A 25,567-nucleotide genomic window follows, 5' to 3' on the forward strand; every position below is an offset into this window, starting at 1 on the left:
CGGCAGTGATCAGGGTCCGTTCTGCCACCAGCCTAACATTTCAGCAATTCCCGTGCCATCCGGGCCACAGATTTTGCAGTGCGGCTAATCAGATGGGGCAGGCAAACCGGAAAGCGTGCCCGCCGTTCCTCCTTTTGGCGAATGGTGGGCACGGCGCAAGGGCGCCTTTGCCCACCCGCGGAACAGCTACGGAATAGCTGCCCGTCACTCCAGCGTCGCCAGCAGTCCGGCCATCAACCGGCCGCGCTCAACGAGACTCTCGATTTCGATGAACTCCTCGAGCGTGTGGCCGTTGCCGCCACGCACGCCCAGACCGTCGAGCGTCGGGATGCCCATCGCACCGGTGAAGTTGCCGTCGGAGCCGCCGCCGGAGCTCGCATGCGGCAGCTCAGTGCCGAGCGATTTGGCGATGCCGCGCGCCTTTTCATAGAGCGCCATCGTTCCGGCATCCGGCTCCCATACCGGACGCGTCACGCCGCGTGTCACCTTGAAGGTGACGTCGTTGGTCGTGCCCGACAGCGCCAGCATCCGCTCGACGCCGCGGTCGAGGTCGGCTTGCCGCTTGGCCATGGAGAGCGCTTCCCCGGTGGCGGTCGTGGCGACGCAATTGACCCATTGCCCGCCGTGCACGACGCCGACCGAGAAGGTGCAATCCTCCGTGGTCATCGCGTCGATCGCGAGAATCTGCCGCGCCATCTCGCGGATCGCGGAGCGTCCCGCCGACAGCGTCGCGCCGGCGTGGCTCGGCCGTCCCGTCGCCTCGAGATTGAATCGTGCGATGGCGTAACGTCCGGTGGTGACGCCGTTGTCGGCACGGCCGGGCTCGGGCACCAGCACGTATTTGTTGCGCGCAGCCTCCGCCTCGATGATGTCGCGTGTCGAGGGCGTGCCGACTTCCTCGTCCGGCGTGAACAGCACGGTGATCGGCAAAGGCGTGGTGAAGGAGGCGCGCGCCAGCTGCCGGATCGCTTCCAGCGAGAGATAGTTGCCGCCCTTCATGTCGTAGATGCCGGGGCCGTAGCATTTGTTGCCCTCGCGCCGCCATTTCAGCTTCTCGATGGTGCCCACGGGATGGACGGTATCCATGTGGCCGGCGATCAGGATTCCGGGTTCGCCCTGTTTCGGATGCGGAAAGCGCGCGCGGATCACGCCGCCGAAGCCTTGCCGGCCGGCGATGCGCTCGATCGTCGCACCCATGATGGCCATATCCCGCGCTGCGATATCGAGCATGCGGTTCACGGCATCTGCATCCCAGGTCGGGCTCTCGCATTCCACCCAGCTCCGCAGGCCCTGTAGCATCGCCTCGGAATCGAAGGGAAGATTGGCTGGATTCATCTCAATGTCTCTCAAGCTTCGAAAGATGGAACGCGCATTGCATCGGCGCGGGCGGGACGAGCGGACAGAGTTGTAGAGCTAAACCGATCCTTGTGGAGCCCGTGCGCACGCCGCGAGGGCTTGCAGCGAAACCGGATTGACGCGCTCGGCACTGTCTGCAAGTCTCGAAAAGATAAAGGCATTGCACGAGGTTAGTTCGCCCAAAGAACGAACCGGATGCTCAACCAATAATCTGCCTTTGAACAGTTTCACGTCAGGAGAAACTTTCCATGCTCAACTTCTTGCGCCGGGGGCCTCGCGCGTTCGCCTCCAAACTCGCGCTGTCGGCAGTCGCGCTGTCCACGGCGATGGCCTCGCCGGTATTTGCCGCCGGCAAGACCCTCACCGCGGTGATGCATTCGGATTTGCGCATCATCGACCCGATTTTCACCACGGCCTACATCACGCGCGACCACGGCTACATGGTCTACGACACGCTGGTGGCCACCGATTCGAGCTTCAAGGTCCAGCCGCAGATGGCGGACTGGAAGATCTCCGACGACAAGCTCACCTATACCTTCACGCTGCGTGACGGTCTGAAGTGGCATGATGGTGCGCCCGTGACGGCGGAAGACTGCGTCGCATCGCTGAAGCGCTGGGCCGCGGTCGACGGCATGGGCCAGAAGCTCATGGACTTCACCGCGAGCATCGAGGCGACCGACGCCAAGACCATCACGCTGAAGCTGAAGGAGCCCTACGGCCTCGTCCTCGATTCCATCGGCAAGCCGTCCTCGCGCGTCGCCTTCATGATGCCGAAGCGCCTCGCGGAGACGCCGGCGGACAAGCAGATTCCCGAGCAGATCGGCTCCGGTCCCTTCAAGTTCGTGCAGGGCGAATTCCAGCCCGGCGTGAAGGCGGTCTACGTCAAGAACACCGATTACGTTCCGCGCAAGGAGCCGGCCAGCTGGACCTCCGGCGGCAAGGTGGTGAAGGTCGACCGCGTCGAGTGGCTCACCATGCCGGACTCACAGACTGCGGTGAACGCACTGCAGTCGGGCGACATCGACTTCATGGAGAACCTGCCCTTCGACATGCTGCCGGTGCTGGAAGCGAACAAGGAGCTCAAGATCGAGGTCCTGAACAAGTTCGGCTTTCAGACGCTCGGCCGGATGAACTTCCTTCATCCGCCGTTCGACAACGTGAAGGTGCGGCGCGCTGCCTTGCTGGCGATCAACCAGAAGGACGTGCTCGACGCGCTGGTCGGCAATGCGAAGTACCAAAAAATCTGCGGCGCCTTCTTCGTGTGCGACACGCCGCTGGCGACCGAGATTGGCGCCGAGACGCTCGTCAAGGGCGGCGGCATGGCGGAAGCCAAGAAGGCGCTGGCCGAGTCCGGCTATGACGGCACGCCGATCGTGATCATGGCCCCCGGCGATGTCACGACGCTGAAGGCGCAGCCGATCGTCGCGGCCCAGCTGCTGCGCGAAGCCGGCTTCAAGGTCGACCTGCAGGCGACCGACTGGCAGACGGTCGTGAGCCGCCGTGCCAGCCAGAAGCCGCCGAAGGAAGGCGGCTGGAACATGTTCTTCACCAACTGGGTCGCGGCCGACGTGGCCAACCCGATCGCCAATCTCTCGATTGGCGGCCAGGGCAAGAAAGGCTGGTTCGGCTGGGCGGAGGACGCCAAGATCGAGCAGCTCAAGGACACCTTCGTCCGCGCGTCCTCGCCTGACGAGCAGAAGAAGATCGCGGCCGACATCCAGAAGCAAGCCTATGAGCAGGTGATCTACATTCCGCTGGGGCAGTATCTCATCGCGAGCGGTTGGCGGAAGTCGCTGAACGGCGTGCTCGACGGTCCCGCGACGCCGGTGTTCTGGAACGTCGACAAGACAGAGTAAGCCGGGACACCTAGTTCCAGTAAAGCGAACGGCGCCGCAGGTTCCTGCGGCGCCGTTTCGTTTGAATGATCCCTTGCGCGAATTTGCGTTAGCAATGGCTGTCGCGCACCTGCTCGAGCCCTTCGCTTGCGAATGGCAGCTTTCTGTCTGGCCGCTCTTCGGCCTGCTGCAAAGTCGGCTGCTCGAGTTCCCTTGCGGGCTGATCCAGTGTGCTCTCTTGTTCCATCTCGGCATCCTCTCGATTGCTGCAGTACAACATCGAGAGGAGAGGGAAGTTCCTCAGGCGACGGGACGATGCTGCGGCCTGAACAGCCGCCCTTTCTCCACCACCAGCACGATCGCGAGCGCTGCGAGGGTGGACAGGAAGAAGCCGATCGAGAACGGCAGCAGCGTGCCGTCGAAGCTCTGCCCGATCGCCATGCCGACCACGATTCCGATCAGCGTCGTGATCGAGCCGTAGAGCGACGAGGCCGTGCCGGCGATGTGGCCCTGCGGCTCCATGGCGAGCGCAGTGAAGTTCGCAACCATCATGCCGAACGAGAACATCATCAGGGCGGATAGCACCATGAACAAGGATAGCGGCAGCGCGCCGAGGCACTCCGTCAGCAGCATCACGGCGGCAACGGCCGTGTAGAGCGTCAGCGCCCCGTGCGAGATCACGCGCATGCCGAGCCGTCCGACCAGCCGCGCATTGAGGAAGCCGGCGATGGCCGTGCCGGCCGCAATCGCGGCGAAAGCGAGCGGGAAGTAATGGCCGAGGTGATAGATGCCGGTGAAGACCTGCTGGGCGCAGAAGACATAGGCGAAGAGAGCGCCGATGACGCTGCCGGCGGCGGTGGCATAGCCGATGGTCTGGCGGTTGGTCACGGTCTGCTGGAACGCCGAGAGCACGTCGGCGGGCGCCAGCGACCGGCGCCCTGACTCGGGAAGGGTCTCGGGCAGCCGCAGCACGCACCATGCGAGCGCGAGCAGGCCGTAGAGCATCAGCACCACGAAGATGCCGCGCCATGCCGTCACCAGCAGCACCGCCTGGCCGAACGAGGGCGCGATCACGGGCACCGCGATGAACACCATCATGGCGAGCGACATCACGCTCGCCATGCGCCGGCCGGCATAGCAGTCGCGCACGATCGAGGTCGCGATCACGCGCGTCGCCGCGGTGCCGAGCCCCTGAAGCGCGCGCGCCAGCAAGAGCGTCTCGAACGAGGGCGCCGCGACCGCCAGCACGCTCGCCACCGCATAGACCGCCATGCCGCCGAGCAGCACCGGCCGGCGGCCGAAGCGGTCCGACAGGGGACCCATGACGAACTGGCCGGCGCCGAAGCCGATCAGGAAGATCGAAAGCACCAGCTGGAGGTGGTTGGCGACCGGAATCTTGAAGGCGGTGCCGATGTTGGGCAGCGCCGGCAGCATCATATCCATCGCGAGCGGATTCAGCGCCATGATGGAGGCGATCACGATGACGAATTCTGGAAAACCCATGGGCCGGTGTCCCGTGGACACCCAGGAATCGGCGTTGACGTCGGACAAGAAGCTCACCTCTGAAATTACTCGGCTTTATCCATCGCCCATGCTGCGTTGCACAACCCATGTTTCGGGATGGCTGGCAGGCAGAGCAGGGCCGGACAAGAACTCGTGAGGAACCAGCCAACCGGACGGCCTGAACGCAGGTCTTGCGACGGGCCGGAAACCGCTGATTCACCATTCCTGCCTAAAGGTCGGCGCCGGACGAGGTGCTTCGATCCCGCGGGGATGAAACGGAAACGCATCATGTCCACTGTGGCGGCTGATCGATGAGGCGCCGTATTGGCGCCGGGAAGAAACAGGCCAAAGGTATCCGTTTGTGTCCGACGTGACCGATGCAGCACGATGGCTGGGAGCCTCGGCCGAGCCGGCTGCGGGGCGAAGGGCCTGGCTTGCCGGCCTGATCGCGCTGACGGCGCTGTTCGTGCTCGGCAATATCGCGAACTATGCCCGGCTCGATCTGAACTATGGCTGGGACCTTCACGTCAATTGCGCGGCGGTCGGTGCCCACGCCGCCGGGCTCGATCCTTATTTCGTCAAGAACCTGAAGGTCACTACGCTCTCCTATCCCTATTTGCCCGTGACGCTGGATGTCTTCCGCCCGTTCTGCACGGGTGGCTTTCTCGCCGGTCACTACATGAGCGTCTATTTCGTCCTCGCCGTGCTCTGCGGGCTGCTCTTGCCCGGTCTCGGCCGAACGCGCGCGCGCGATGTCGTTCTCAGGGTTCTGTGCGTGCTCGGCGCATTCGTCGGTTTCGAATGGGTGCACGTGTCCGGGAACTTCGCGATCCTGAGCGGCGTGCTGACCACGATCGCGTTGATGCTCCTGCTGCGTGCGCCGTCCGGCGGTGCGTCGGAGGACCTGAGCTTTGCCTTGCGCGTCGCCGGCGCCGCGCTGCTTGGCCTCGTGACGTCGTTCAAGCTGGTGTTCTTCCCCGTGCTGGCCGCGCTCTATTTGCTGCCGCTGCCGCGTGGTCGCAAGCTGGTGCTGATCGCGGCGGCGGCGTTCAGCTTCGCCGTGCCGATCCTGATATCGCGGATGTTGTATCCCGATCTGTTCGCGAGCTGGCTGCTTGCGATTGCGGGACAGATTCCCAACCAGCACTCGGTGAATCTCGTGGAGGTCAATCCGTCGCTGCTGCTGCTCGCGCAGAGCCTGATGGACCATGCCGGCATTGATGGCAGGCCGGCCGTGTTCGCGGCCTACGCGCTCGCAGCGCTCGCACTCGTGCTTGGGCCGTTCGCCTTGTCCGTTCTGCACGTGGCTGCGGGCCGGCCCGTGCGGGAAGCGGGACCGCGTCTGCTGCAGCTCGATCGCTGGCTGATGGATCATCCACGCGCGGCCATGCGCATCACCGTGCTTGCCATGTTCGCGCTCTATCTGTCCTCGCCGCGCCTCAAGGAATATGCCTTCTTCGAGCTCGCGCTCTATGCCGCGATTCTGGTCGTCGACCTGCCGGCCCGCGCGCTTGCCGCCGTTCTCGCCGTCGGTCTTCTCGTTCCCGCGCTGATCTCGCTTGCAGGGACCGCGTTCGAAGGCACTTTCATCCTCCTCCTCGTCGCGCTGATGTGTTTCTGGATCCTGCTGCAGGATTTTCGCGCGGAGCCGAAACGCCTGGAGATGAAGGGTGCGCAACCATGACCGACGTCGCCGCGTCCGCAGCAGGCGGAGAACGAGGGGCCGTTGCCGCTGATGAGCGGGGCAGCAACTGGATGACCCGCTTCATCCTGGCCTTGGCGCTGCTGGTCGCCACGCTCGTCGTGATCGATATGGGCATGGACGAAACGTTCGGCTGGGATGCGCGGGTGAACTGCGCAGCCGTCGAAGCGCATATCGGGGGGCTCGATCCCTATTTCGTCAAGAACCTGAAGGACACCAAGCTGTCCTATCCCTATCTTCCGGTGACCCTCGATGCCTTCCGGCCGGTCTGCGCCGGCGGTTTCCTCGTCGCGCACTACAAGCCGGTCTATCTCGTCCTCGCGTTGATCTGTGCGCTGCTGCTGCCCCGTCTCGGCAAGGCCCGGCCGGGCTTGAGGGACGTCGCGCTGCGGAGCCTGTTCGCGTTTGGTGGTTTTCTCGGCTTCGAATGGATCATCGCGACCGGGAATTTTGCGATCCTGAGCGGCCTGCTGACAGCCGCATCGCTTGCCTTGCTGCTGCGCCCTGCGCAGTCCGGGGGCGGCGGCACGAGTCTCGCCGCGCAGCTCTCCGGTGCGGCCCTGCTCGGACTTGTCACCTCGTTCAAGCTCGTGTTCTTCCCGGTTCTTGCCGCGCTCTATTTCCTGCCGCAGCCAAGAGGTCGCAAGCTTCTGCTGATCGCCGTCGCAGCCGGCATGTTCGTGCTGCCGATCCTGGCTTCGCTGCTGATCTATCCGGACCTGTCCAGAAGCTGGCTGAGCGCGATCTTCGGCCAGATCCCCGGACAGCATTCGCCGGGGAACGAGGTCAATCCGTCGCTGCTCTTCCTGGCGCAGACGGTTGCGGACCGCGTGGGGCTCGCCGGCAGCAAGCCGGTCGTTGCGGTGCTCTATGGTCTGATCGCGATCGCACTCGTGCTCGCGCCGCTCGCGATCTCGGTGTGGCGGACGGTCCGCGCAACGCGCCCGGCTCGCAAGGCTTCGCTGCTTCAGATGCTCGACGACTGGCTGGTCGAACATCCCCAGGCTGCGATGCGCATCACCGTGCTCGCGATGTACGCGCTCTATCTCTGCGCGCCCAGACTGAAGGAGTACGCCTTCTTCGAGGTGGCGCTATTCGCCGCCATTCTCGTCGTCGATCTGCCTGCGGCGCTGATGGCGGCCGTGCTGATGGTCGCGATCGCCATCCCGACCCTGGCGTCGGTCTCGGGCGTGTTCATGGACGGGTTCAGTCAGCTCACGATCGCGCTGATCTGTTTCTGGCTTCTGCTGCCGCGTGGAGCTTCAAGCGGCGCGGCATCCTGGAGCGGGCCCCGGCAGATCTGATCTTACCGCGTGGCCTTTTGCCGGGTGTAGAGGCTGACATACGCGCCGGTATATTCCTCTTTCCAGCCTCTCTCGCTGACCAGGAAGTGCCGCAGCGGGTCATGTGCTCTGATCCAGAGCACGGCATCGATCCCATACTTGCTGATCACCCCGTCCCAGGTGGCCTCATCGATGTCCCACTGGATCAGCTTGAGATAGTCGCGCAGCAGCTCGTCCGGGTAGGCGGTCGCCGCCCGGCCGTCGACGAAGACGGGCACTGACCCTTTCGTCCTGAAGATCAGGAGCCCGCCTATGTTCCAGTGGTTCAGCAGGCGCGCCTGCGAGCTGTGCGCCACGAGGTAGCGGGCATCCTCCTCCGAGAGCATGTCGGGCAATGTCAGGGCCGGTCTCACCTGCACGAACGTGAAAGGCAGCAACAGGATGCCGACGATTCCGGCCGCCAGCATCGCGCGCTGGACCTCGGAGCCCGACAGCCGTTTCGGCAGCAGCCGGTCGATGTGAAGCGCCATCGGGACGCTCGAGAAGATGAAGAAGAACGCGGCGTATCTGAACTGATAGAGACCCAGAACCAGGAACAGCCACGCAAGCACGCGCGCCTCGGGCGGCACGCGCGTGGAGTTTCGGTATCGCAGCTCCAGCGCAGCGAAGGTCAGCGCATAGGCGATGCCGGGTATGCTGCCCGGCAGCTCGATGTTGTGAAAGTACGATCGCCATTCGCTGATATCGGCCTGGACGAAATGACCCAGCGTCGCCCTCACGCCGTCATAGACGTGCCATCCCAGCGGATTGACGAAGATCGCGATCAGGCACCCGACGCCCGCAAGGCAGTAGTTCCGAAAGTTCGCCCAGTCCCGCCGCAGCAAAGCGAACCCACCGAAGATGCCGAGAATCGGGAAGGCGAGCATGAAGCCGCCATGCAGGTTGACCCAGAGGATCATCATCGGGGGCAACAGGAACCATCCCCGCCGCTGCAGGCATTCCCCGTAGAACACCACCGCGAACAGCATGGTCGCGATGTTCGGCGATGCCGCCAGATACATGTTGGGCGAGGCTTCGTAGCAGGGGTAGAGCAGGCACGCGGCGAACACCGCGATGCAAACCGCCAGGGGCGATGCGCCGCAGCTCACGCCGCAGAAGGCGAGGTATCCTGCGATGATCGCGCCGCAGGCGACCACCATGAGGACGATCCCGGCAAAGCCGGCGTGCTGATACAGCGCGCTGGCCATCACGTCCCAGAGCCAGGACAGATTGTACCATCGCTTGTCGCCGAGGGTGAATGCCCACGGATCCTGGAAGGGGACTTCGCCCCGCTGCCTGATCAGGTCTCCGGCGGCGAGGTGCCAGCCGAGATCATAATGGCCGAGCAGAAGCGGTCCGTTCGACAGGTAGAACACGCAGAGGAAGGCGATCAGGAAGACGTAGACCGCGGCCCCGTGCAGGAGACGCCCGGACGCTGCTTGTCCGCTGCCGATCCCCGACCGGGACCAATCCTCGCGCGCATCCATTGGAGCTCTCACCATCGAAGCCAATAGCTCCAGGCCCTGCATGTCCCTGGGTCTGCATCGACGGGGCAGACATGGTTCGATTTAGGGGAAGACGGACTAAAGCCGAGTAAAGGCCCGCGCCGGGCTTTCAACCGGTCTCGCCGCCGTCAAATCTCGTGGTGCGGGCAGCCGGGGTCGAACCGGCACAGCGCTTGCGCACCGAGGGATTTTAAGTCCCTTGCGTCTACCAATTCCGCCATGCCCGCTTGATCCAACGAGATCAAACACTTAAGTCCATCTCCGGCCGTCTGGAATTGGCGCTGAGCGTGTTCGGAGGGACGGTTCTTCCTTAAGCGAGCCGGGTCCACAAGGCAAAGCCTCAATCCGGACATCTGTTGTTGCTTTAGGCATTCTCAATTCACGGGGGCTATTCATCCGGCATGGTTGCTTCGTTTTCCTCTTCGCCGCGCGGCTTTGGCGCGGTCCTGGCGCTGCTTGCAGCCGGCGGCGCACTGTCCGGCTGCGCCAGCATGAGCGAGACGGTCGCGCCGGCCTTTGCCGATCCCGCCAAGTATGAACTGTACGATTGCAAGCAGCTGGAAGGTGAGCGCAAGGCGCTCGCCAAGCGCACTGACGATCTGCGGGGGCTGATGGAGAAGGCCGAGACCGGGGCGGGCGGCGCCGTCGTGTCCGAGCTCGCCTATCGCAACGACTATATCGCGGTGCGCGGACAGGCCCAATTGGTCGAGGACGCCTGGCGTCGCAACAAGTGCCGCGAAACGCCGCCTGAGCTGACGCCCCCTGAGGCATCGCCCGCGGCCCCTGCCAAATCCGCATCGAAATCCGGGAAAGCGGCCCGCTGAATCCGGCTGCGCTTCGATCAGGGCCGCCAGCCGTAGATCCAGTCCTGCCGCGCCAGCATCCGGTCCGGTCCGAGCGCGCGGATCGCAAGATCGCGTGCGGCCGCAAGCGGCCCGCCGAGATGATAAATGCGGCCCTGCTGCCGCGCGGTCCGCTGCACCCGCCGCACCCGCGCCTGGCGCGTGCGGCCGTATTGCTTCAGCGCCGCACTGATGCCCGCGGTGCTCTCGGCGGTCTCGAGGCTCAAATGCCGGGCGAGCACGGCGGCATCCTCGATGGCCATGCCCGCGCCTTGTGCCGCGAACGGCAGCATCGCGTGCACGGCATCGCCGAGCAGCCCGATCGGGCCCTTGCTCCAGGGGCAGCCGTCGGGGACGCCGAACAGCGCCCATTTCCGCCAGTTGTCGACCGTGGCGAGCATCATGCGCGCCGATGGCGGCCAGCGCGGGCCGGCGAAGGCGTCCGTCACCTCGCGGGGGTCGCCGGGCGTGCTCCAGCCCGGCCTGTTCCAGGTGCCCGGCAGCACCGCGACCACGTTGATCTGGCGTCCGCCGGCGATCGGATAGGCGACGAGATGGGCGTTCGGCCCCATCCAGAGCTGCACCCGGCGCGCGGTGTAATCCTTTGGCAGTTGCGTGGCGTCCAGCGTGCCGCGCCAGGCGATCAGTCCGGAGAAGCGCGGCTGCACCTCGGGAAACAGATGCTGGCGCACCGTCGACCAGATGCCGTCGGCGCCGATCAGCGCACTGGCGAGATCGCTGCGGCGGATCGTGCCGCTGCGATGGACCACCGTCAGTCCCTTGGCATGAGGCGCGACGTCCTCGAAGGTCGCGCCGAGCTTCAGGTCGATGTCGGGATGGTCGGAAACGGCGCCGGCCAGCGCGGATTGCAGGTCGGCACGGTGCACCACCCAATAGGGCGCGCCGGCGCTCGCCGATGCCGCTGCACCGAGCGGCATGCGCAGCAGCTCGCCGCCGGCCCGCGCGCTCATGATCGAGACAGCCTCCGGGGTGACCGCCCGCCCCTTGAGGCGCTCGGCGAGGCCGAGCTCGACCAGCACGCGGCTGGCATTGGGGGAGAGCTGCAGGCCGGCACCGACTTCCTCGAGCCGCTCGGCCTTTTCCAGCACGACGATGCGGAAGCCGCGGGCCGCGAGCGCAAGCGCAGCCGTCAGTCCACCGATGCCGGCACCGGCGATGACAATCGTTCGGGAGAGCGCCACCCCTGACCGATGGATGCGGTCAGGCCACCTTGTCCTTCAGCACGCATTCCGGCGGACGGGCTTCGCCCGCCTTCAGGTCGGCCGCGAAACGGTACAGCGTCGAGCAATAGGGGCAGATGATCTCGTTGTCGTTGCCGAGGTCGAGGAAGACGTGCGGATGGTCGAACGGAGGATTGGCGCCCACGCACATGAACTCTTGCGAGCCGATCTCGATGACGGGGACACCGGCATCGTTGTGGAAGTGCGGGACGACATGGTCGGACATCGTAACTCATCCTGGAGTGGCAATGGCGGCAGACACAATCACGAACTGACGCGGCATCTTTAAGGCGCCGCGGACCATACTGGCGGGTGCAGATGATTGCTAGTCCAGCGGAACCGAAAGCTCCGCAATTGCCCCATGCTCAATTGCTCATGCAAATTCGACACAATCTTGGGGCCTGAGAGAAGCCCTTCTTTCGTCGGGGACGTTGTGTCGCAATTTTGGCATACTATGTCTTCGGATGAGCGCATTTGCGACGAAAGACGAATCGTCAGGTCAACGATTTCAGGACTCTCCAGGTTTTCCGCATGAAATGGCTGCGAATCAGCACAGCGTTGGCCGGCGTCGCGGCATGCAGCTTCATGCTCGCGCAGGTAGCGCCGCACGCCCGTGAAGCCGGCGCGATCCTCGCCGCCCAGGATGATCCGGCCGTGCTCTCCGAGCTGAAGCTCGATGCATTGCTGCGGCAGAACGAACAGCTGGTTCAGGACAACATCGAGGCCGCGCTCGCCGCTGGCGATGCCGATCTTGCCGACAGTTTTGTCGCGCTCGCGCGTGACCGCAACATCGCGTTGCCGGATGACCTCCTGAGCCGCGTGAGCGATGCGGTCAAGGAACAGAATTCCACCTCGCAATTCGCTAAGCGTTTTGCCACCGGCCTCGTCACCGGAAATGCCGACGACGTCGCGAGCCTGTCCGGGACGGTGGCCGGCGATCTCTTCGTGTTCGGTGACATCAGGGACGTCGTGCGGGAGGGCAAGCATCTCGCGATGGGCGAGGACGTCGACAGCCTGGTGCTGGGCCTCGCCACAGCCGGCCTTGCGGTGACCGCGGCAACCTATGTGTCCGTCGGCGGCGCTGCGCCGGTGCGCGCCGGGCTGACGCTCGTGAAGGACGCGCGCAAGGTGGGACGGCTCGGCGAAGGACTCGCCGCGTGGGCCGGCCGCTCCGCGCGCGAGGTCGTGGACACGCCGATGCTTCAGAATGCGTTGGCCAAGGGTTCGGTGTTCCGCCCCGGAGAGACCGTGAGCGCGATCAAGGCTGCGTTCCGCGCCGAGAAGGCCGGCGCGCTGGTCCGGCTCGGCAAGGACGTCACGCGCGTCGCCGGGAAGACCGGCACGCGCGGCGCGATGGATACGTTGCGCATCGCCGAAGGTCCGAAGGACGTCGCGCGCGCGGTGCGGCTTGCGGACGTGCATGGCAGCAAGACGCGTGCGATCATGAAGCTGCTCGGCCGCGGCGCGCTGCTGCTTGCGACCGGCGCGTTCAATCTGACGCTCTGGCTGTTCGGCGCAGCGCTGACGCTGTTCGGCCTGTTGTCCTCGATCAAGGCCACCACCGAGCGCCTGACCCAGGCCTGGTGCGATCGCAGGCGCGCGCGGCGGCTTCGCCGGGCGCAGGTGGCCGCCGAATCCGCTCTCGCGGATACCGCCGTCAGGGCCTGAAGCCCGATCGTCATCGCGCATCAGGGCTATTGTTTGGGCATGATCTTGCCGAAAAACCGCTGCACTGTTTTGCGGATCGTGCTCTAAGATCGACCTATCCCCCTCAAGACCTCACGGAACTGATGATGCCGAGCTTTCACAACGGCGCCGTTGAAATTGCCTATCTCGATGAAGGCGAGGGCGATCCGATTATCCTGGTGCACGGCTTTGCCTCGAGCAAGAACGTGAACTGGGTCTATCCGACCTGGGTCTCGGAGCTGCGCAAGAACGGCCGCCGCGTCATCGCGCTCGACAATCGCGGCCACGGCGAAAGCGCAAAGCTCTACGATCCCGCGCAATATTCGATTCCGACCATGGCCGGCGACGTGCTCGCGCTGATGGATCACCTCGCCATCCCGCAGGCCGACATCATGGGCTATTCGATGGGAGGGCGGATGACGGCGTGGCTCGCGCTGAACGAGCCGCACCGCCTGCGCTCGGCGATCCTCGGCGGCATCGGCATCGGCGGCCTGATCGAGGGCACCGGCCCCGGCGAGAACGTGGCGAAGGCGCTTGAGGCTCCTTCGCTGGACGACGTCACCGATCCCATGGGCCGCACCTTTCGCGCTTTTGCGGACCAGACCCGCTCCGACCATCGCGCACTCGCCGCCTGCCTGCGCGGCACGCGCGACGTCATGACGAGACAGCAGGCTGCGCGCATCGAGGTGCCGGTGCTGATCGCGGTCGGCACCACTGACGACGTCGCGGGCTCCGCGAGCGCGCTCGGCGCGATCATTCCAGGTTCGGAAGTGCTCGACATTCCGAACCGCGACCACATGCGGGCCGTCGGCGACAAGGTCTACAAGACCGGCGTGCTCGACTTCCTCTCCCGCCGCGGCTGAGTTGGCAAAGATTCAAGAGGGGTCTTCGCCTGCTAATTCTTAGGACCGGAGCTCGGGTTCTGTCGCCCAGATTTCGGTGACAGCCAATGCCTCACCCCGCCTTGTCGCTGAACGCGGCGGGAAGCGTGGTGAGGAACGACATGACGCGCTGTGTGCGCAGGGGCGGGCGGCGGCCGGAGGCGCGCAGCATCCACAGGGGTTCCCCAGGCGCGCGCCAGGGCGCCAGCACCTCGACCAGCCGGCCGCTGCGAAGGTCTTCGTTGACGACCCACGCCGGGCCCCAGCCGATTCCGAACCCGTTCGTGATCAAAGCGAGCGAAGCGTGCGCGTCGTCGCAAATGTGCTTGGGCTTGGGCGTGACGCGAATGGGTGCTTTGCCGCGCGGGTCGGCGAAGCGCCAGGTCAGGATTTGCCCGTTCGCGGGATTGCGGAAGCCGACATGGTCGTGCGCGGACAGCTCGTAGGGAGTCGCCGGCGCGCCGCGCGCTTTCAGATAGGCAGGCGAGGCGCAGGCGATCCAGGAGAACGTGCAAAGCCGCCGCGCCTGATGGCCGGGCGCGCGGTCGAGCGGCCCTGAGCGGATCGCGATGTCGACGCCTTCCGCCGCGAGATCGAGAATCTCGTTGCGGAATTTGACCTCGATCTCGATCTCCGGCCGTTCCCGCAGGAACGCGGGCAGTCGCGGCAGGATGCAGGCGCGCGCGAACGAGGCGGGGGCGGTCACGCGCACCCGTCCGCCGTCGCCGCGCGCGACGTCGCCGAGCGCGGATTGGACACGGGCGAGACTTTCGACCAACGCGCGTCCCGCCGTCATCAGCCTGTCGCCTTCGTCGGTCAGCGCCAACGAATGCGTGGAGCGATGCAACAGCCGCAACCCATGAGCCTTTTCGAAACGAGCGACCGCTTTGGACATCGCCGAAGTGGTCGTTCCCGCCCGCCGCGCGGCTTCGGCGAAGGAGCCCGCCTCGACGACGCGGACGAAGGCGAGGAGACGGGAGAGATCGGGAGGCAAGGCTGTTGTGGACATGCAGTCCACATAGTCATGGCTACGCCGTCACTACAAGGGCCGTTTCCGGACAGCTAAATCGGGAGCGTCGGCGCGCATTCTGCGGCGCTGGAAACGCGGGAAGTCCCATGAATCTCATCGAAATCACCCTGCAAGCCCTCGACGCCGCCGAGCGGGCTATCCCACCCGGACAGCCGATCTACATGCTCAATCTGCTGCGCTATCGCGCGCAGGCGCATTACGAGGACGGATTCGACGCCGCGCCTTGCTCGGGCCGCGAAGCCTTTAATGAACGCTACAGGCCGGCATTCCGCCGTCTTGCGGTGGGCAAGCCGCTCGTGCGGATGTTTTCCGTCCCGGTCCTGGCGAGCCTCGTCGGCTCGCCAGGTGAGCGCTGGGACGAAGCGGCGATCAATGAATACGGCGATTTCGCCACCTTCCGTTCCATCGTCGACTCCGAGACTTACCAGCGCGAAGTCGCCCCGCATCGGCACGCGGCGCTCGAAGATTTCCGGCTGCTGGCGCTCGCCAAGGCGGCGTGAAGAATTGCGAAATTGCGGTGACGGTGCAGAATGCTTGTCCTGGCCAGAGCTGTCAGATGTGGGGATTGTTGCACTTTCACCGTCATATCAGACCCGCTCCGCCGGCGTCCTGGATTTTCCTTCACGACGGGGCTGAGGTCTCGTGCGCGGGGTGGTCGTCGCCGATCGAGCGCCCCAGCGCCATCAGCACCACGAACGTCGCGACCCACACCATCCGCGCGCCGTAGCGGTCGTGCGGACCGGAGATCACGGCGCAGATGAAGGCGTTGCCGAGCAGGGCCAGCGTCACGGTCGCCGCCAGCAATGTCAGGTCGTCCAGCCGGCGCCTCGCGACAGCGTTGCCGAGCAGCACGACCAGCGCCAGCATCGAGGCCAGCGCCACCGGCACGTGCACCCAGTTGATCGCGGTGAAGTCGAGCTGCCAATTCTGCTGCCGCGCCGCGCGCATCGGCGCGGCCTGCGCGGGGATGTAGCGCTCGACGATGCCACGGGTGTGCGGGATCCAGCCATTGGTGCCTTCGCCGGTCGCGACGTGCAGCAATTGCTGGCCCATCGCCCGCAGCGCCGCGCCGGCCTGCCAGGCAGGATAGTCCTTGAGCGACTGCACGACGATGTAGCCCATCTCCTCGTTCATGCCTTCGAAACGGCCGAGCGTGTTGAACATGCTCTTGCCCCACAAAAATTCGTCGGCGCTCGCCGGCAGCTCGTTGCGATAGGGGCAGAGCTTGTAGCGTTCGCGCGGACAACGGTCGTTGAGATATTGTGCGACGATGCCGTCCTGCATCATGCGGCCGAAGGCGACGCCGTAACCGCCGGGGGTCCAGGCCAGCTTGCCGGACAACGCATAATTCGCCGACACCAGCATCACCCCGCCCACGGCGATGGTGAGGCTCGCCTGCGCCAATCCCGCCAGCGGCAGGCGCTCCTTCAGAAACGGCCGCGCCATCCAGCCCGCTGCGCAAAGACCGAGCAGCACGCCGAGCGTGGCGCTATGCGTCGCCGCGGCAAAGGCGGTGAAGACGAACAGCGAGATCTTTTCGAGCGTCGATGTCCGTCGCCCGCCGATGACCAGCAGGAACAGCGACAGGATCGAGAGCCCGGCGAAGATGTCGGTGAGCAGCATGCTGGCGAGCCAGGGCAGCGCGGTCGTCAGGATCAGGCAGAGGCTGATTGCGACGAAGCGGGAGGTCTGCATCAATCCCAGCACGCGCAAGGTGAGCTGCAGCAGCCACAGCGTCGCCAGCGATTGGAGGGCGAGGTTGATCCAGAAACCAAAGCTCTCGCCATAGTGCAGATATAGGCCGAACACCGTGGAGCGGCTGGGGACGAGATAGCCCTCGTACCAGCGCGCCAGATAGCCGCCGGTATCCCATTGCAACAGCGGATAGCCGTTCCAGAACGCCGGCGCGATCATCAGCAGGGGCAGGGCGATTGCCGCCAGACGCAGCCAAAACGTACCCGCGGCGCGCGCGCGCAATTGATCGGTGGTGATGCTCAAATCCGCTCTCGTCCTCACGTCCGACCCTGCCCGCAATAACGGTCGGCAGAGAATTCACCAATAGTTTGACGCCGCCCCGCTTGAATTTGGCAAGACTCTGACCATTTTGAGCCGACTTGCCGCTTCGGGGGCTCAGAAGAAATCTTTGTTTTTCAAAGCCTTGGCATGCTTTCGTGAGGCAAGGTGCTGTTCACTCTCAGGCAAGCCGGTCGGGACTTTGTCGCCTAGACTGTGCTATAGAGTCGATAAAACGTGCCCATTCGAAAGAGCAATTCCATGGCAGTGCATCAGGTCAATCCGGGAGCAAAGCTCGCATCGCTCGATCCGATCTGGGACCGGATCCGCGGCGAAGCGGAGGACATCGTCCATCGCGAGCCCGAGCTTGCGACCTTCATCTATTCGACGGTGCTGCATCACAGCCGCCTGGAAGACGCGGTGGTCCACCGCGTCGCCGACCGGCTCGATCATTCCGCAATGTCGGGCGACCTGGTGCGCCAGACCTATGACGAGGCGCTGCGCGACGATCCCGATCTCGGCAACGCTTTCCGCGCCGATCTCGTCGCCGTCTACGACCGCGATCCCGCGACCTCGCGCTTCATCGATCCCTTGCTCTACTTCAAGGGCTTTCACGCCATCCAGACCCATCGCCTGGCGCACTGGCTCTATCTGAAGGGCCGCAAGGATTTCGCGTATTATCTCCAGAGCCGCGCCTCCGCGGTGTTTCAGACCGACATCAATCCCGCCGCGCGCATCGGCCGCGGCATCTTCCTCGACCACGCCACCGGCTTCGTCTGCGGCGAGACCGCCATCATCGAGGACGATGTCTCGATCCTGCATGGCGTCACGCTCGGCGGCACCGGCAAGGAGAACGAGGACCGCCATCCGAAGATCCGCCACGGCGTCCTGATCGGCGCCGGCGCAAAGATCCTCGGCAACATCGAGATCGGTCATTGCGCGCGCATCGCGGCCGGCTCGGTCGTGGTCAAGCCCGTGCCGCACAACGTCACGGTCGCGGGCGTGCCCGCCAAGATCGTCGGCGAGGCCGGCTGCGCCGAGCCCTCGCGCACCATGGACCAGATGATCAACGCCATGGGACTCTGAGGCGGCTTTGACGTTGAAAAAGGGCCGGATTCTCCGACCCTTTCGATCCCCAAATTCTTTGGCAATTCATGCTGGCGGTTCGTCGCGTCTCGTCCTAAAACCCGCCGACCATTTTTCGATCGGAGACTTGCCGTGGACGTCAAAGAAGTCAGAAAGCTCGACGCATATCTGAAGCGCGTATTCGGCAATCCCAAGATCCGCGTCGTGCCGCGGCCGAAGAAGGACGATTCCGCCGAGGTCTATATCGGCGAGGAGTTCATCGGCGTGCTGTTCGTCGACGACGAGGACGACGATCGCTCGTTCCAGTTCCAGATGGCGATCCTCGAGGACGATCTCGTCGATCAGGAATAGACGTTGCTACGCCGCCGTTGCGAGCGAAGCGAAAACGTCGCCGGCACGGCTCGCTCTCTCGTGTCTCACTGCGGCGCCCCCATGGCGCGTCGAAGACGCGCGTAAACGCGCTTACGGCGTTGCAGTGCAGAGCCGGGACCCAAGAGCCGCACGGTGCATCTGCAAGAGATGGGCCCCGACCCGGCAGCGCATCGTCGACGAGACGCTGCGCTGCGTCCGGGCATGCACCGGATATCAAGGCGCGCTCTCTCCACATCGTCATTGCGAGCGCAGCGAAGCAATCCAGAATCTCTCCGCGGAAAGTTTCTGAAGTCGATTCCGCTAAGGCTTGCTCGTGCTGATCGTCCAAAGTCCCTCGAACAGGGCCCTCGAGAGCGCAGAAAATTCCGCACTTTCTACGATGAGGCCATAATTCTCGCGCTTGGACGACAAGTAGGTGACGGTATCGTCGTTGAGGTACATCGTCATGCCCAGATCGATTGATGGCGGAGCATACCTCAACTCCCGGAGTTCGGCCTGCGAACTGGGCCAAATCCTGGCCGTCTCGCGACCTCGGGATCGCAGCACCCGGAGCCGTATCCCGCGTTTGACCCGTTCGGTAATGTATTTCTGCATGCCTTCCACGCCCGGGACCTCGAGCAACTCGGGCATCGAGAGGACGCCAAGCAGGGTGCCAGATCGGCATTCGAGCGTCTCCCACAGCGCGCGCTCGATACCCTCCGTGCCCTCGTAGAACCGGATGCGCGGCCTTGTCGCCGCCGCGTTGAACAGCGAGCGCAGTTCCGGTACGAGGCTGTCGAGGGTATTCCTGGTCCGCTCCCAATTCGAGATGAGAACGATCGGATCTTCGGCAACGACGTGGCGGGCACCGTTCCCGGTGGTTTGCTTGACCAGTCCTCGTGCCTCGAGCCGGGCCAGCAGGTCGTACCCGTTTGTCCGTGTCACGCCTGCCCGGGCCGCAATCTCAGTGACCGATGCCAAACCAAGTTGCAGCGTGGCCAAATAGAAGCGCCGTTCCTTCTCGTCGAGGCCGAGTGATGCCAATTTGCTTTCGATCATGGATCCCGTGTCGAGAAGTTTCGACAGAAAGTCAATCGAATAGGAGCCTGCTCTACTGAAAAGGGCGTTCTGACCTCCAAACTAGTCAAAAGAAATTGACAAACGATGTCGTGGCCTACACGTTGGCTCGTGGCCTGTACGCTGGCTGGAGGCTCGACGCCGCGTTGTCTTGCTTTGCGCCCGCGTTGGTCTGCAATCGGTCTTGCCGGCTGATGCTGAGCATCGGCCGCCGGTCAATTCCGGCCTCCCGAACTCGAGGTTTCAAAATGTCTTCGCTCGCCGATCGTCCATTCTTCCATGAAGGAATGCGGGAATTTCAAGACGAGTTCGACGGCCGAAGGGTTGCCGAGGCCATAGAGCGTCATCGCAAGCATTACAGCTTTTGGGACGATGAACGTGAATGGATAGAAGGCGCGCAGTTCTTCTTTATTGCATCGGCGTTCGGAGAATACGTCGATTGTAGTATCAAGTCGGGAGATCCGGGCTTCGTGAAGATCGTTGGAGAAAACGTCATCGAGTATCCCGAATACGACGGGAATTCGATGTACCGTACCCTCGGCAACATCCGAAAGAACCCGAACGTTGGGCTCCTGTTCGTGAGGTTTGACGGAAAGAGCCGGCGGATACGGATCAATGGCCGGGCGTCAGTTCATGCTGAGCCGGAATATCTGGCGCGGCACTATGGCGCGAAATTCGTCGTCCGAATCGAGTGCGAGCTTTATCCGAACTGTCCGCGGTACATCCCCGATATCGCTGGAAACGCCGCGTCTCCGCATGTTCCGCGCGAACAGGCAGGCTTGCCTCCTGCTCCGGAGTGGAAGCGAAGGGACTACATCAGAAATATCCTGCCGGCGAACGATCCGCATCGGGACGAGGTATGGACGCGCGATTCCGGAGAGTCTTGAGTAACCGCGACGCCTCCTCGTCGCTGCGCAGTACTTCATTCTCTCTTAGGAGCCTGTTGAGAATTCAGTGACGGTGCATTCAACTCGCGAGCCTTCTTTGGTGCGCGATAGTCGTCGTGGCCCCGCCGGGTCACGCGCCCACCGCCGCGATCATGTCGGGAACCGTGACGAACTTCTCCCGTGGCTTGCCGAGCGCGGCTCCCCTGCGTTTCTCGGCCGTATCGATCGCCATCCAGTCAGGGTAGCTCACGACGCGTGCCACCCGGCCGGCGATCCGTGCAAGCAGTGCGTCGGGCGTATCCGAACGCGTCCGCAGATGGGCAAAGTCGGCCAGAACGGCCTCCGCCGTCGCCATCCCGCAGCCGCGATTGGTGCCGATCGTGCCGTTCGGCCCGCGCTTGCTCCACCCGCAGACATAGAGCCCCTCGATCACCGAAAGGCCCTTCGTAACGCGCCCATCGATGTTCGCATGGACGCCGCGCTGTGCGTCATAGGGAACGCCCGCGAGTGGCGTCGTCCTGCGGCCAATGCTGCCGAACGAGAGGCCGCACGCGATCTCCTCGATAACGCCCGACCGGTTCCTGAGCGCGACCGTCTCGACCCGGCCGCGTCCCTCGATTGCGACAGGTGAGAGGCCAAATCGAAAGAGACAGCGCCGTGGCCTCGTTGCAGTCTGCCGCGAGAACGCGCGCAGCAGCGACAGTTTTTCGGCGAGCTCCGGATCTCCGGAAATCTGCGGCTCGAATTCGTTCGGACCGATCCCGCGGTTGTCGACCAGCGTGTCGCATGCGCTCAATTCGAGGAAATCACGCAATTCCTTCGCGGTGAATTTCGCCTGTGCCGGCCCGCCGCGGCCAATGATGACGATCTGGCGAATCCGGCTCTCCGCCAGAACTTCGAGCGCATGGCGCGCGATGTCGGTCTGGCTCAACTCGTCGGCGGACTTGGCGAGAATGCGTGCGACGTCGAGAGCGACGTTGCCATGGCCGATGATCACCGCCGCCTCGTGATCGAGATCGAATTTGAGATCGGCGAATTCGGGGTGGCCGTTGTACCACGCGACGAAATCGCCGGCGCTGTGGCTCCCTGGCAGCGTCTCGCCCGGAATGTCCAGAGGCCGGCTGAGATCTGCGCCGGTCGCGAGCACGACGGCGTCATAGGCCTCGCGGAGCTCGTCGACCGTGACGTCGTCTCCAATCGTGACGCCGCCGACGAAACGAAAACCAGGCGTCCTCGCGATCCTGTCGAAGGCGATCGTGACCTGCTTGAGCTTTGGATGGTCGGGAGCAACGCCGAACCGCACCAGCCCGTAGGGCACCGGCAGCCGCTCGAACATGTCGACGGCCACAGACGCGCCGGAGCGCAGCAGCGCTTCGGCGGCGTAGAAGCCGCTCGGCCCGCTGCCGACGACAGCGACGCGGAACATGCCGGCATCGACGTCCGACGCCAGGTCCGTCATCGGCCCAGCGCCAGTCTGCGCTCGTCTGCGCCCGGCAGAGGCGCCAGACGTGCGCTCAACACGGGAGTTTCGGCCGCGCGTTTGCGATTGACGTCGATCCAGAATTTCTTGTCCGCAGCCAGACGATAGTCGGGCTCGATCGCGCCGACAGGGCAGGCCGGCGCGCAGCCACCGCAGTCGATGCAGTTTTCCGGGTCGATATAGGTCATGGCGTCGTCGACGTGGAAACACTCCACCGGGCAGACGGTGACGCATTCCGTGTATCGGCAGCCGCGGCAATTGTCGGTGACCACGTAAGTCATCGTCAGGCTCCGCTGGCTTGGGCGCCACTGACATGGACGCTACTGAGCTGGGTGCCACTGACCTGGACGAGGATGTCGGAGAAGGTCGGCGCGCGACCGAGGTCGGCGAAGGCCGGGGGCGTCAGCGCGTGGACGGTCGCTCCCTTGCGGTTCGATCGTTGCCAGTAGCCGGATGGCGCCACCACGACGCCCGGCATGATGTCGGGGGAGACGGTCGCGAATGCCTCGAACGAGCCGCGATCGTTGAACACGCGGATGGGGGCGCCTGCGATGATGCCGCGTTGTGCCGCATCGTCGGGGTTGAGGAGCACCGCCTGTTCCTCGCCGGCCTGTGCGGTTTGCGCGGGCAGGTTGCCGTAGTTCGAATTCAGGAAGGCGTGGCTCTTCGGCGAAATCAGGCTGAGCGGATAGCGGGTTGCGAGCGCGGGCGCCGAGCGCGGGTTCTCGTTCGGCCGGATGTAGTGAGGCAGGGGATCGACCGGCGCTCCGTCCTGGTCGCCATTGTAACCCTGGCGGAACAGCGGCACCACGAAGTTGCCTCCGGCGGCGATCGTCGACTTGAACTCGCACTTGCCGGAGGCGGTCGGAAAGTTGCCCTCGCGGTGCGGTGCCCAGTCCGCCGGCGCGGGCATGTTGAGGCGCACATAGCCCTTGGCCTTGACGTCCTCGAGCGAGATGCCGTCGAGCACCGGGCTGCTCCAGTCGAGCGATGCGGCGATGATCTCCTCGTCGGACCGGAAGAAGGTCGGGTCCGTGATGCCCATCGCGCGCGCGATGCGGCGGAACAGTTCGGTGTTCGGAACGGCTTCGCCGAGCGGCTCGATCGCCTGGTTGTTGTAGGAGAGGTAGAGGTGTCCCCACGAGAACAGGATGTCCTTCTGTTCGAGCTGCGTGGTCGCTGGCAGAACGATGTCGGCATATCTGGCGGTGTCGGTCAGGAAGTGCTCGCTGACGACCGTGAAGAGATCCTCGCGTTCCAGGCCCTTTTCGAGCTTGCCCTGTTCGGTCACCATCGCCATCGGATTGGCGTTGTAGACGAACAGCGCCTTGATCGGCGGATCGAAGCCGAGCTCGCCCGTCAGCGCCGCGCCGAGACGCCAGGAGTTGAGCACGCGCATTTTTTCCGGCTGGAGATCGGGACGCATCAGCACGTCCCACCTGACCGGAAATGCCCAGATCGGAAGCTGGAGCAGGCCGCCGCCGACATGCTTCCATGCGCCGATCAGGCCGGGAAGGCAGGCGATCGCGCGCACGGTCTGGCCTCCGCCGGCATGCCGCTCGACCGCGACGCCGATGCGCACGACGGCCGGAGGTGTCGTGGCATATTCCCGCGCCAGCCTGACGATATCGTCGACGGGAATGCCGGTTTCCTCGGAGGCAAATTCGGGTGTGTAGATCGACGCCCGCTCGGCCAGCTCGTCATACCCGACGGTGTGCTTGTCGACGTAATCGCGGTCGACCAGATTCTCCTTGATGATGACGTGGATCATGGCCAGCGCGAGCGCTGCGTCGGTGCCGGGACGGATCGGAATGTGCCAGTCGGCGAGGCGCGCGGTGCGGGTGCGGACGGGATCGATCACCACGAGCTTGGCACCGGCCTTCTTCGCCTGCTCGATGAACGGCCAGTGATGCGAGTTCGTGCTCAGCGTATTGCAGGCCCACAGGATGATGTATTTCGAGTGCACGAAGCTCTCGGGGTCGACGCCGGGGGTATGCCCGATCGTCATCATGTAGGCGGTGCATGAAGCGGAATCGCAGAACGTGCGTTCGAGCACCGTTGCGCCGAGCTTGTTGAAGAGGGGATCTCCGACGTTCAGCCCGTTGATGATGCCCTGGGTGCCCAGATAGCTGTAGGGCAGGATCGCCTGCGCGCCGTGCTCGGCGATGGTGGACGTCCATCGGGATGCGATGGTTTCGATGGCCTCGTCCCAGGAGATCCGCTGGAACTGTCCGGCGCCCTTCGGGCCGACCCGTTTCAGCGGATGGAGGACGCGCTTGTCGCTGTAAACGCGCTCCTCGTAGTTGTTGACCTTGACGCAGAGCCGTCCGCGCGTGAACGGATGATCGGGATTGCCGCGCACGGCAATCGCCTTGCCATCCTCGACCGTGGTCAGGATGGAGCAGGTGTCCGGGCAATCGTGGGGGCACGCGCCTATTACCGTGGTTCGGGCCATGGATCTCTCCGCCTCCTGATTCAAGACGGTGCCGAGCATGCGGTGCCCGGGCACGACCTGGCTTTTCCAAACGTGCGGTGTTGTTGTCCCGGACTGCTCTCGGCCCGTGGACGGCTGGTCGGATCTCTGGCATGGTTATTGCTGGACTTAGCAATACCGTTGCCCCCACGTCGCGCTATCTGGCGGAGATCTACGATGGGTATGCTCGGCAACTCTGTCGATAAATATGTGACCGGCAGAATGCTTCAGACGTCCAATGACCGGCGGTGGTCGCACCTGCTCGCGGAGCGATGGAGCCACGAGCCCGGCGACCTGCCACCGCAATTGCCGCGCGACACCGAGATCGCAATCCTGCTCCGTGGCAACTCGGTCGTCGACCGCGAAGGCGGCGGTATGCGGCAGCGCACCTTCGGCAGAAGGGGCACCGTGTGGCTTTGCCCGGCCGGCATCCGCGAGGACTTCATCCGGGTCGAGAGCCAGATGCAGGAATGCCTGCATCTCTTCCTTCCCGGCAAGCCGTTCGACGACACCATGCTCAGGGATCTCGACATCGACCCGTCGGGCATCTCGATCCGCTATGAGACCATCGATCAGGACATGTTCATCGAGCATGTTGCGGACCGGATCCTGGCCGAACTCGAACAGGAGACTTCCACCGGCCGGCTCCTGATCGAAAGCCTGGGGCGCGCGTTGTCGGCCCATCTGGTGCACAGCTACTCGGCCACTGCCGTCAGGCTCCGGCAGCTCAGCGCTGGTCAAAGGCCGCTCGACGCCAAACGGCTGTCGCGCGTGATCGAGTTCATCGATGGATCCGTCGAGCGTGATTTCACGGTGAAGGATCTAGCATCGGTGGCGTGCATGAGCCCGGCGCATTTCTCGCGCAGCTTCAAGGCGGCAACCGGAGTGGCGCCGCATGAATATGTCAGCCGCCAGCGTCTCGATCTCGCCAAGCGGCTCCTGTCCGGCAGCGATCGTCCGCTCGTCGATATCGCCTATGCCACCGGATTTTCGTCGCAGGCCAATTTCAATCGCGCGTTCCGCAAGTCGGTCGGGACGACGCCGAGCCTTTACCGGGCGAACAAGGTCCGCGACTGACGGCGCAGGGATCTGGCGGTCACGAGCCTCTCGCGTCGATAAGGCTGCGAAGGCGGGCTACGTCCAGCGCCGCATGATGGTCATGCCCGTGCTTTGCCCGACGGGTTACGGTCAGATTCAAGAAATATGAAATGGCGGGCCGGTTCTGCCAGCAGCGGGATTCATGTTTCCTCTTAGCCGGCGGTCGTCTTCAGTTGCAGACTTCGACGTTCGAATTGAA

The 25,567-nt window shown here is 64.3% G+C and carries 22 protein-coding genes and 1 tRNA gene; 11 read left to right on the forward strand and 12 right to left on the reverse strand.

The genetic code is table 11. The features are described 5' to 3' along the window. Positions 1–204 precede the first annotated feature (204 nt). Complete coding sequence (locus tag RX330_RS14990) at positions 205–1,335, reverse strand: M20/M25/M40 family metallo-hydrolase (RefSeq protein ID WP_317243483.1); 1,131 nt, start codon at positions 1,333–1,335, stop codon at positions 205–207. A 269-nt stretch (positions 1,336–1,604) separates the two neighbouring features. Here RX330_RS14990 and RX330_RS14995 point away from each other — a divergent pair, with 269 nt between their 5' ends. Then, positions 1,605–3,212 (forward strand): ABC transporter substrate-binding protein, encoded by a 1,608-nt coding sequence (locus tag RX330_RS14995; RefSeq protein WP_212081420.1) that lies wholly within the window; start codon positions 1,605–1,607, stop codon positions 3,210–3,212. A 279-nt stretch (positions 3,213–3,491) separates the two neighbouring features. Here RX330_RS14995 and RX330_RS15000 read toward each other — a convergent pair whose 3' ends face one another. Further along, positions 3,492–4,742 (reverse strand): multidrug effflux MFS transporter, encoded by a 1,251-nt coding sequence (locus tag RX330_RS15000; protein ID WP_317243484.1) that lies wholly within the window; start codon positions 4,740–4,742, stop codon positions 3,492–3,494. Positions 4,743–5,055: 313 nt separating this feature from the next. Between RX330_RS15000 and RX330_RS15005 the strand changes: the two genes are divergently transcribed. Next, positions 5,056–6,378, forward strand: a complete 1,323-nt coding sequence (locus RX330_RS15005) for a hypothetical protein (RefSeq protein ID WP_317243485.1) — start codon at positions 5,056–5,058, stop codon at positions 6,376–6,378. Further along, positions 6,375–7,700, forward strand: a complete 1,326-nt coding sequence (locus tag RX330_RS15010; protein WP_317243486.1) for a hypothetical protein — start codon at positions 6,375–6,377, stop codon at positions 7,698–7,700. The genes RX330_RS15005 and RX330_RS15010 overlap by 4 nt, the downstream gene beginning before the upstream one ends. Before the next feature lie 2 nt (positions 7,701–7,702). On the opposite strand, the gene RX330_RS15015 is transcribed toward RX330_RS15010, so the two are convergent. After that, positions 7,703–9,205 (reverse strand): hypothetical protein, encoded by a 1,503-nt coding sequence (locus RX330_RS15015; RefSeq protein ID WP_317243487.1) that lies wholly within the window; start codon positions 9,203–9,205, stop codon positions 7,703–7,705. A 156-nt stretch (positions 9,206–9,361) separates the two neighbouring features. Beyond that, a tRNA-Leu gene (locus RX330_RS15020) sits at positions 9,362–9,450 on the reverse strand. Between the two features lie 174 nt (positions 9,451–9,624). Between RX330_RS15020 and RX330_RS15025 the strand changes: the two genes are divergently transcribed. After that, complete coding sequence (locus tag RX330_RS15025) at positions 9,625–10,047, forward strand: twin-arginine translocation pathway signal (RefSeq protein WP_317243488.1); 423 nt, start codon at positions 9,625–9,627, stop codon at positions 10,045–10,047. Positions 10,048–10,064: 17 nt separating this feature from the next. Here RX330_RS15025 and RX330_RS15030 read toward each other — a convergent pair whose 3' ends face one another. Together RX330_RS15030 and RX330_RS15035 are read right to left on the reverse strand one after the other, a co-directional pair. Beyond that, positions 10,065–11,267: an FAD-dependent monooxygenase gene (locus RX330_RS15030; protein WP_317243489.1), complete on the reverse strand. Its 1,203-nt coding sequence runs from the start codon at positions 11,265–11,267 to the stop codon at positions 10,065–10,067. Positions 11,268–11,286: 19 nt separating this feature from the next. Next, a complete protein-coding gene (locus RX330_RS15035) occupies positions 11,287–11,532 on the reverse strand; it encodes a zinc-finger domain-containing protein (protein WP_007602543.1) in 246 nt (81 codons plus the stop codon). A gap of 305 nt (positions 11,533–11,837) precedes the next feature. On the opposite strand from RX330_RS15035, the gene RX330_RS15040 reads away from it, so the two are divergent. After that, positions 11,838–12,974 carry a hypothetical protein gene (locus RX330_RS15040; protein ID WP_317243490.1) on the forward strand — a complete coding sequence of 379 codons (1,137 nt, stop codon included), beginning with the start codon at positions 11,838–11,840 and terminating at the stop codon, positions 12,972–12,974. A gap of 125 nt (positions 12,975–13,099) precedes the next feature. After that, entirely contained in the window at positions 13,100–13,855 is a 756-nt protein-coding gene (locus RX330_RS15045) for an alpha/beta fold hydrolase (RefSeq protein ID WP_212081412.1), read from the forward strand. A 91-nt stretch (positions 13,856–13,946) separates the two neighbouring features. Here the strand turns inward: RX330_RS15045 and RX330_RS15050 are convergent, their stop codons facing one another. Next, positions 13,947–14,882, reverse strand: coding sequence for a LysR family transcriptional regulator (locus RX330_RS15050; protein ID WP_317243491.1), 936 nt, complete (start codon positions 14,880–14,882; stop codon positions 13,947–13,949). A gap of 107 nt (positions 14,883–14,989) precedes the next feature. Between RX330_RS15050 and RX330_RS15055 the strand changes: the two genes are divergently transcribed. Then, entirely contained in the window at positions 14,990–15,403 is a 414-nt protein-coding gene (locus RX330_RS15055; protein ID WP_212081410.1) for a hypothetical protein, read from the forward strand. 121 nt (positions 15,404–15,524) lie between these two features. Here RX330_RS15055 and RX330_RS15060 read toward each other — a convergent pair whose 3' ends face one another. Next, the gene (locus RX330_RS15060) at positions 15,525–16,901 is read right to left on the reverse strand and encodes a hypothetical protein (protein WP_317243492.1); all 1,377 of its coding nucleotides are present in this window, start codon (positions 16,899–16,901) and stop codon (positions 15,525–15,527) included. A gap of 276 nt (positions 16,902–17,177) precedes the next feature. Here RX330_RS15060 and cysE point away from each other — a divergent pair, with 276 nt between their 5' ends. Continuing rightward, on the forward strand, positions 17,178–18,002 hold the full coding sequence (gene cysE / locus RX330_RS15065) for a serine O-acetyltransferase (RefSeq protein ID WP_212081408.1): 825 nt from the start codon (positions 17,178–17,180) through the stop codon (positions 18,000–18,002). A 132-nt stretch (positions 18,003–18,134) separates the two neighbouring features. Then, on the forward strand, positions 18,135–18,353 hold the full coding sequence (locus RX330_RS15070; protein WP_007602550.1) for a DUF3126 family protein: 219 nt from the start codon (positions 18,135–18,137) through the stop codon (positions 18,351–18,353). Between the two features lie 321 nt (positions 18,354–18,674). Here RX330_RS15070 and RX330_RS15075 read toward each other — a convergent pair whose 3' ends face one another. After that, positions 18,675–19,412 carry a TrmB family transcriptional regulator gene (locus RX330_RS15075; RefSeq protein ID WP_317243493.1) on the reverse strand — a complete coding sequence of 246 codons (738 nt, stop codon included), beginning with the start codon at positions 19,410–19,412 and terminating at the stop codon, positions 18,675–18,677. Positions 19,413–19,678: 266 nt separating this feature from the next. Between RX330_RS15075 and RX330_RS15080 the strand changes: the two genes are divergently transcribed. After that, positions 19,679–20,317: a pyridoxamine 5'-phosphate oxidase family protein gene (locus RX330_RS15080; RefSeq protein ID WP_317243494.1), complete on the forward strand. Its 639-nt coding sequence runs from the start codon at positions 19,679–19,681 to the stop codon at positions 20,315–20,317. Positions 20,318–20,447: 130 nt separating this feature from the next. On the opposite strand, the gene RX330_RS15085 is transcribed toward RX330_RS15080, so the two are convergent. From RX330_RS15085 to RX330_RS15095, 3 genes are read right to left on the reverse strand one after another with little or no spacing between them, the layout of a single operon-like run. After that, complete coding sequence (locus tag RX330_RS15085; RefSeq protein WP_317243495.1) at positions 20,448–21,776, reverse strand: FAD-dependent oxidoreductase; 1,329 nt, start codon at positions 21,774–21,776, stop codon at positions 20,448–20,450. Beyond that, entirely contained in the window at positions 21,773–22,078 is a 306-nt protein-coding gene (locus tag RX330_RS15090; RefSeq protein WP_317243496.1) for a ferredoxin family protein, read from the reverse strand. Before RX330_RS15090 ends, RX330_RS15085 begins: the two co-directional genes overlap by 4 nt. Positions 22,079–22,080: 2 nt before the next feature. Continuing rightward, positions 22,081–24,252 (reverse strand): molybdopterin-dependent oxidoreductase, encoded by a 2,172-nt coding sequence (locus RX330_RS15095; RefSeq protein WP_317243497.1) that lies wholly within the window; start codon positions 24,250–24,252, stop codon positions 22,081–22,083. Positions 24,253–24,492: 240 nt separating this feature from the next. Between RX330_RS15095 and RX330_RS15100 the strand changes: the two genes are divergently transcribed. Continuing rightward, positions 24,493–25,347 (forward strand): AraC family transcriptional regulator, encoded by an 855-nt coding sequence (locus tag RX330_RS15100; RefSeq protein WP_317243498.1) that lies wholly within the window; start codon positions 24,493–24,495, stop codon positions 25,345–25,347. The last annotated feature ends 220 nt before the right edge of the window (positions 25,348–25,567 follow it).

It is taken from the genome of Bradyrhizobium sp. NDS-1 (genome assembly GCF_032918005.1).
Classification (GTDB): Bacteria; Pseudomonadota; Alphaproteobacteria; order Rhizobiales; family Xanthobacteraceae; genus Bradyrhizobium; species Bradyrhizobium tunisiense.

What these genes read in the sequence shown, in the direction of transcription:
- RX330_RS15010 (WP_317243486.1), top strand. Translation starts at nt 6,375, where the DNA reads ATGACCGACGTCGCCGCGTCCGCAGCAGGCGGAGAACGAGGGGCCGTT.
- RX330_RS15055 (WP_212081410.1), top strand. Translation starts at nt 14,990, where the DNA reads ATGAATCTCATCGAAATCACCCTGCAAGCCCTCGACGCCGCCGAGCGG.
- RX330_RS15035 (WP_007602543.1), bottom strand. Translation starts at nt 11,532, where the DNA reads ATGTCCGACCATGTCGTCCCGCACTTCCACAACGATGCCGGTGTCCCC.
- RX330_RS15050 (WP_317243491.1), bottom strand. Translation starts at nt 14,882, where the DNA reads ATGTCCACAACAGCCTTGCCTCCCGATCTCTCCCGTCTCCTCGCCTTC.
- RX330_RS15025 (WP_317243488.1), top strand. Translation starts at nt 9,625, where the DNA reads ATGGTTGCTTCGTTTTCCTCTTCGCCGCGCGGCTTTGGCGCGGTCCTG.
- RX330_RS15040 (WP_317243490.1), top strand. Translation starts at nt 11,838, where the DNA reads ATGAAATGGCTGCGAATCAGCACAGCGTTGGCCGGCGTCGCGGCATGC.
- RX330_RS15045 (WP_212081412.1), top strand. Translation starts at nt 13,100, where the DNA reads ATGCCGAGCTTTCACAACGGCGCCGTTGAAATTGCCTATCTCGATGAA.
- cysE (WP_212081408.1), top strand. Translation starts at nt 17,178, where the DNA reads ATGGCAGTGCATCAGGTCAATCCGGGAGCAAAGCTCGCATCGCTCGAT.
- RX330_RS14990 (WP_317243483.1), bottom strand. Translation starts at nt 1,335, where the DNA reads ATGAATCCAGCCAATCTTCCCTTCGATTCCGAGGCGATGCTACAGGGC.
- RX330_RS15015 (WP_317243487.1), bottom strand. Translation starts at nt 9,205, where the DNA reads ATGGATGCGCGCGAGGATTGGTCCCGGTCGGGGATCGGCAGCGGACAA.
- RX330_RS15075 (WP_317243493.1), bottom strand. Translation starts at nt 19,412, where the DNA reads ATGATCGAAAGCAAATTGGCATCACTCGGCCTCGACGAGAAGGAACGG.
- RX330_RS14995 (WP_212081420.1), top strand. Translation starts at nt 1,605, where the DNA reads ATGCTCAACTTCTTGCGCCGGGGGCCTCGCGCGTTCGCCTCCAAACTC.
- RX330_RS15080 (WP_317243494.1), top strand. Translation starts at nt 19,679, where the DNA reads ATGTCTTCGCTCGCCGATCGTCCATTCTTCCATGAAGGAATGCGGGAA.
- RX330_RS15100 (WP_317243498.1), top strand. Translation starts at nt 24,493, where the DNA reads ATGCTTCAGACGTCCAATGACCGGCGGTGGTCGCACCTGCTCGCGGAG.
- RX330_RS15095 (WP_317243497.1), bottom strand. Translation starts at nt 24,252, where the DNA reads ATGGCCCGAACCACGGTAATAGGCGCGTGCCCCCACGATTGCCCGGAC.
- RX330_RS15090 (WP_317243496.1), bottom strand. Translation starts at nt 22,078, where the DNA reads ATGACTTACGTGGTCACCGACAATTGCCGCGGCTGCCGATACACGGAA.
- RX330_RS15085 (WP_317243495.1), bottom strand. Translation starts at nt 21,776, where the DNA reads ATGACGGACCTGGCGTCGGACGTCGATGCCGGCATGTTCCGCGTCGCT.